The following is a 5,515-nucleotide window of genomic DNA, read 5'->3' as shown; positions in this document are numbered from 1 at the left end:
CGGATGAAGCTGGCAGCGGTCTTGATGACGGACAGGGGCTGGTTCAGCTCGTGGGCCATGCCCGTGGCCATTTCGCCCAGGGTGGCCATTTTCGAGGCCTGGATGAGCTGCTGCTCGGTCTCCAGGCGCTTGGTCATGTCGCTGGTGGTGACGAGCAGCACCTTCTGCCCGCTGTATTCCGAGGGCGACAGGCGCACGGTGACGAAAAGCCTGCGGCCGTCCTTGGCCACGTTGATGACGCGGTCGTGCAGGCTTTTTTGCCGCAGCTTCAGCTTGTAGGGTTCGCGGTCGTCCGGGGGAAAAAGCGACAGGAAGCTCGCGCCCAAGAGCTCCGCGCGTTCAAAGCCGTACACCGGCTTCACGCTCTCGTTGCAGTCCAGGATGCTCAGGCTGCCCTCGTCCAACACGAACACCGGGTTGGGGATGTTCTTGAAGATGGCCAGGTACTTGCGCTCGCTGCGCTCCAGCTTGTCCTCCAGCTGCTTGCGGCTGGTGATGTCCAGGCACATTTCCATGGCCGCCACCACCTGGCCTTCCGCGTTCTTGATGGGCGAGCTGGTGACCAGCCAGTGGCGGATGGTGCCGTCGGCGTCCAGGCCGGATTCCTCGCTGGTGAAGGAGCGGCCCGTTTCGAAGCTCTTTTCCACCGGGCAGTTGGGGCACTTTTCGCTGCGGCCTTTGTAGGCGTGGTAGCAGGTGTCGCCGGGGCGGGGGCGGAACTTCTCGCGGAACTCCTGGTTGTAGCGCAGCAGGCGGAAATTGCGGTCCTGCACGGTGATGATGCAGGGCACCAGCGAAAAGAGCGTCTGGTACTCGTCGCGCTGGCGGTTCAGCTCTATCTGCTTGTCGCTGATGCTCTTGCCCATGCGCTCGATGGTGTGCACCAGGGTGCCCATCTCGTCCGGCTGGTCGATGTCGATGCGGGTGCACTGGCCGCCCTCGGCGATGAGCTGCGCGCCGGTGATGAGCTTTCGTATGGGGCGCATGACGAAACGGCCCATGAACACCGAGATGGCCAGGCCCATGCCTGCCAGCACGATGATGGTGAAGGCCACGCTGCGCGTCTGGAACGAGGAGATCTCGCGGTCCGTGGCCTCAAGGGAGAGCACCACGTCGATGGCGCCCAGGACCTTCTTGTCCGCCGGGTGGAAGTGGCAGCCCTCGGAGCAGCCGTCCTCGTTGTGGATGGGGCTGATTATGCCCAGCATGCGCTGGCCCGAGGGCGCGGTGAAGATGCGCGTGCGGCTCTCCAGGGGCACGTCCGGCGGGGGCGGCGTGGCCTGGTGGCACACGTAGCAGGCCTGGCTCTTGATGTCCGTCACCGTGTCCACCTCGGCGCGGATGTTGGAGAACTTGATCTGGCCTTCCTTGTTGTACACGCGCACGGCCTGGATGCCCGGCTGGGTGCCGATGTTGGTGATGATCTGGTTCAGGTCGTCGCGCGAGTTGACCATCATGGCGTAGCGCGTGCCGAGTTTGATGGTGGTGCCCAGGCGGTCGGCCTCGGACACGGCGTAGCTCATGAGGATTTCTTCCTGGTGGCTGATGGCGAAATAGGACAGCGCGGCCACGCTGAGCACGAGGGAGAGCCCCGCCGTGGCGATGAGCTTCAGAACCAGGCTCTTCCGGATGATGCTCCACGGATTCTGCATGGCCGGCCCCCAGAAAAGCGATTGCCCGGACCGGAAGCCTGCCGCGTTGCGTCGGCCTGCCTCCGGTCCGGCTTCAAGTCATCAGCGCTTGTGGCACTGGCCGCAGGCGATGGGCCCCTTGCCCTTGGCCTGGTGGCAGCCGATGCACTGCTTGTGGTAGGCCTTGGTCAGGGCCGTGTTCTTGCCCTCGGCCTTCAGCTTGTGGCAGTCGGCGCAGGGCGTGCCCTCGGTGGAGGCGCTCTTGTCCTGCTTGCCGTTGGCCCCGCCGTGGTGGCAGGCCACGCAGTCCTCGATCTTGGCCTTCTCATTGTGCTCGTCGTGCTTGAACTGGGCGGCTGGCCGGGTGAGTTTGCCGTAGGCCGCCGGGGAAAGGGTCTTCATGTCCTGCTGGGAAAGGGCCGCCTGGGCGCAGGCCAGTACGAGCGCGGTCGCCAGCAGAAGCGGGAGTGTGCGGTTCATGGATGATTCCTCCTACGCTTCGGGTTTTTCCATGCACTCGTAAATGATGTCGCTCAAGAACTTCAAGTCCATTCCCAGCTTGTGGTGGTGGATGATGTCGTGCAGGCCGCCGTGGCAGTTGTGGCAGGGGGTGATGACGGTCTTGACGCCCCGTTCCGCCGTGGCCGCGAGCTGCCTGGCCTTCACCTCGTTTCCGGCCACGCGCTGGTTCTTGAACGGGGGGCCGCAGTTGATGACGCCGCCGCCCGCCGCGCAACAGTAGTTGTGTTCCTTGTTCGGATGCATCTCGATGATCTCGCCCTCCACCAGGAAGCGCGTTACCTCGCGCAGCTTGTCCTCCAGGCCGCGCCCGCGCACGATGTTGCAGGGGTCTTGGATGGTGACGGGTCCGGGGAACTTCTTGGCCAGCTTGATCTTGCCTTCCTGGATGAGCTCCCAGTAGTACTCCACCGCGTGGATGACCGGCACCGGATGCCAGCGCCAGCCCAGCCAGCGGTTGCCCACGTCGTACACGCTGCGGAAGGCGTGGCCGCACTCGCCCATGACGATGCGCTTGACCTTGAGCTTCTGCGCGCTTTCGAAGTGCCGGCGCTTGAGGCGCCCCATCATCTCGAAGTCGCCGGTGAACATGCACATGTCCGAGTTGTCCCAGCCGGGCTCGGAGGGCATGGTCCAGTCGGCCCCGGCCGCGTGCATGATGGCCGCGGCCTGGTAGATGAGCTGGGTGCGGAACTTGGGCTCCGGCGCGATGACCGAGTAGTAGATGTCCGCGCCTTCCTTATCGAGGGGAATGCGCAGGCCGGGGAATTCCTCGCGCGCCTCGTCCTCCTGCCACATGAGCGAGTCCGTCCATTCGTCGTCCTTCACCCACATCTGGTTCGAGGTGGCGCTGTGGCTGTGCGCCGTGTCCTGAATGTACTGCGGCGTGACGCCAAGCTTGTGGCAGATGCGCCGCACCGTGCTCATGATGTAGCCCGTGTCCACCCCGATGGGGCAGAAGTGCACGCAGCGGCGGCACAGGTTGCATTCGGTGTAGGCCAGCTGGGCCATGCCGTAGATGAAGTCCGGGTCCACGCGGCCGCCGGTCTTCAAGAGCACGCCCATGGTCTGGTGCACCTTGCCCGCCGGGGTGAAGCTCGGGTCGTCCGGGTGGGACTGGGAGAAGTGGCAGGCTTCCGCGCACAGGCCGCAGCGCATGCAGGTTTCCGAATAGGCCTTGAGCCGCGCGCCGGTTTCCCCGGTGATGACGGCGTTGACGATTTTTTCGATTTTCTCCGGCGTGAGCTTGGACACCCCGCGCCTGAGCCCCACGTCCTCTATGAGTCTTTCCGCAATGCCCATGTCTTTCGTCCTCCTTTCGAGTCGCCGCGGGGGCGTTACCAGTCGCGCGCATGGCGCACAGCGCCGAACTCCGAGCCCATGTAGGCGCGGGTGAACACGGCGAAAACCATGTGCGAGAGGCGGGTGAAGGGTATGGCCGCGAGCATGGCCTCGCCCGCCAGCACGTGCAGGATGACCATGAGGTCGTAGTTGAAGGCCTGGTGATAGGCCAAAAAGCCCGTCAGGAAGGGCAAAAGCACGATGGCCAGCGCCAGCCAGTCCTGCCCGGTGGTGATGTAGCGCACCTCGGGCTGCATGATCCGGCGTCCGGCGAAGTACAGGCACACGCCGATGACCACGAGGGTCATGATGTCGGCCACGTTGTCCGGCAGGGTGATGAAGCTGACGCCGAAGAACTGGTCCCAGAGCATTACGTGGGCGGCCAGGAAGATGGGCGCGATGATGAGGCAGGCGTGGAAGGCGAAGGTGCCCACGGTCATGGCCGGGCTTTTCTTCCACCCCAGGGCGTTGAAGGGAATGAGCCAATTGAAGATGGAGCGCAGCGAAAAGCCCAGGTCCATAAAGGCGATGGACGAGGCGTCTTTCGCCTTTGCCAGCTGATACATGGAGAAAAGCCGCCAGGCCGAGCCCAGGAGGAAGATCCCCCAGGCGGCCCAGGCCAGCGGCCCGGTGACGAATTCATACGCGGCGTTCATGTGTGAATCCTCCTTGGCGGTTTACGCCTGGCCCACGTCGGCCACGATGCGCACGGCGGAGCCCTTGTCGATGCCGCGGATGAGCAGCTTCTTGCCGTCCGGGCTGAAGGCGGGCTCGAAGACCTGGTCGAACTCCCGCTGGTAGGGCCGGCCGTTGACCACGACGGTCTGGCGCTTGCCCTTGGCCACCTTGGCCGCCACATGCCCGCCAGCGGGGCTGATGACCGGCTTCCAGGCCATGTCCCAGGTTCCGGCCCAGGCCCCGCCGTTCACCAGCACCTGCCAGTCGGCGTTGTCCACGTTGCCCAGGGCGGCCACGGTGGTCCCGTCGTGGCCGATGGCCAGGTCCGTCACCACCGGAAACTTCACGCCCCAGGGCTTGCCGTTCACCGCCACGGTGAAGGCGCCGAACTCCGGCGCGACGATGGCCGCGACGTTCTTGCCGTCCGGGCTGATCTGCTGGTGCCAGCACTGCGCGAAACGGGGCTCCCAGATGATCTGGCCGTCCTGGGCCATGCCCCACAGGCCCTTGAGCCGCACCGGGGCCACCACCTTGCCCGTGGCCGGGTTGAAGCGCGGCTCCCACACGCAGGCGTAGTTCTCGGGCCACAGCTTGCCGTCCACCGCGATGGAGTAGTCGTACAGGGTCAACCGCACCTGGGCGGCCACGTGCTGGCCTTGCGCGTCAAAGGCCGGGGTCCAGCAGTTCATGAAATTGGCGTCCCATTTGCGGCCGTTCACAGCCACGCCGAAGACTCCGTTCTGGAAGGCCTCCAGGTCGGCGGGCTTGAGGGACTCCAGCTGCACCACCGCGGCCGAGGCCTTGCCGTCGGCCGAGAGCGCGCACTGGCTGGCGTTTTCATACAAGGTGTCCCAGGGCGCGCCGTCGATGCACAGGCCGTATTCCCCGCCGCTTTGCATGCAGGCGGCGATGACGTCGCCCTCTTTGGAGAATTGCGTGCCCCAGAGATAATCGAAGCTCTCCTCCCAGGCCTCGCCGTCCACGGCCAGGGTCCACATGCCGTCCTGCTGGACCACGGCGGTAAGCCGTCCGTCCGGGCTGAAGCGCGGGTACCAGGCTTTCTCGAAGGTGTTTTCCCACTGTTCGCCGTTGACGAAGGCGGTGAAGCCGCCTTCATCCAGACAGGCCAGGGCCGCCACGCGCTCCCCGTCCGGCGAGGCGTGGTATTCCTCCACCCAGGCGACGTTTTTCGGCCGCTCCATGGAGGCGAGGATCACGCGTTGTCCCGATTCCCAATCCCACAAGGCTGGTGGATGCATGCCGTTCCTCCCCCGCACGAGGTGCGTGCGTCTTGAATGTGCTCACACTACATTGCTAGGCGAATATTACGTTGAACATCAGCAAGC

The 5,515-nt window shown here is 64.9% G+C and carries 5 protein-coding genes; all 5 read right to left on the bottom strand.

Annotation, left to right across the window (positions count from 1 at the left end; translation table 11 throughout):
* A partial coding sequence (locus tag VN419_RS10185; protein WP_325647121.1) for a PAS domain S-box protein occupies positions 1-1,652 on the bottom strand: 1,652 nt, incomplete at its 3' end.
* Positions 1,653-1,733: 81 nt separating this feature from the next.
* Entirely contained in the window at positions 1,734-2,111 is a 378-nt protein-coding gene (tmcA, locus tag VN419_RS10180) for an acidic tetraheme cytochrome c3 TmcA (protein ID WP_325647119.1), read from the bottom strand.
* 12 nt (positions 2,112-2,123) lie between these two features.
* Positions 2,124-3,452, bottom strand: a complete 1,329-nt coding sequence (gene tmcB, locus VN419_RS10175) for an electron transfer complex ferredoxin TmcB (RefSeq protein ID WP_325647117.1) — start codon at positions 3,450-3,452, stop codon at positions 2,124-2,126.
* 35 nt (positions 3,453-3,487) lie between these two features.
* Positions 3,488-4,147, bottom strand: a complete 660-nt coding sequence (gene tmcC / locus VN419_RS10170) for a TmcC family electron transfer complex membrane anchor subunit (RefSeq protein WP_325647115.1) — start codon at positions 4,145-4,147, stop codon at positions 3,488-3,490.
* 21 nt (positions 4,148-4,168) lie between these two features.
* Positions 4,169-5,428 carry an electron transfer complex subunit TmcD gene (tmcD, locus tag VN419_RS10165; protein ID WP_349255588.1) on the bottom strand — a complete coding sequence of 420 codons (1,260 nt, stop codon included), beginning with the start codon at positions 5,426-5,428 and terminating at the stop codon, positions 4,169-4,171.
* Positions 5,429-5,515: the final 87 nt, after the last annotated feature.

This window comes from Humidesulfovibrio sp. (genome assembly GCF_035560995.1).
In the GTDB taxonomy this organism is placed as follows: Bacteria; Desulfobacterota; Desulfovibrionia; order Desulfovibrionales; family Desulfovibrionaceae; genus Humidesulfovibrio.
This window is presented reverse-complemented; position numbering and strand designations above follow the sequence as displayed.

Excerpts from the sequence above, each read along its gene's own strand:
- tmcD (WP_349255588.1), bottom strand. The coding sequence starts at position 5,428 with ATGCATCCACCAGCCTTGTGGGATTGGGAATCGGGACAACGCGTGATC.
- tmcA (WP_325647119.1), bottom strand. The coding sequence starts at position 2,111 with ATGAACCGCACACTCCCGCTTCTGCTGGCGACCGCGCTCGTACTGGCC.
- tmcC (WP_325647115.1), bottom strand. The coding sequence starts at position 4,147 with ATGAACGCCGCGTATGAATTCGTCACCGGGCCGCTGGCCTGGGCCGCC.
- tmcB (WP_325647117.1), bottom strand. The coding sequence starts at position 3,452 with ATGGGCATTGCGGAAAGACTCATAGAGGACGTGGGGCTCAGGCGCGGG.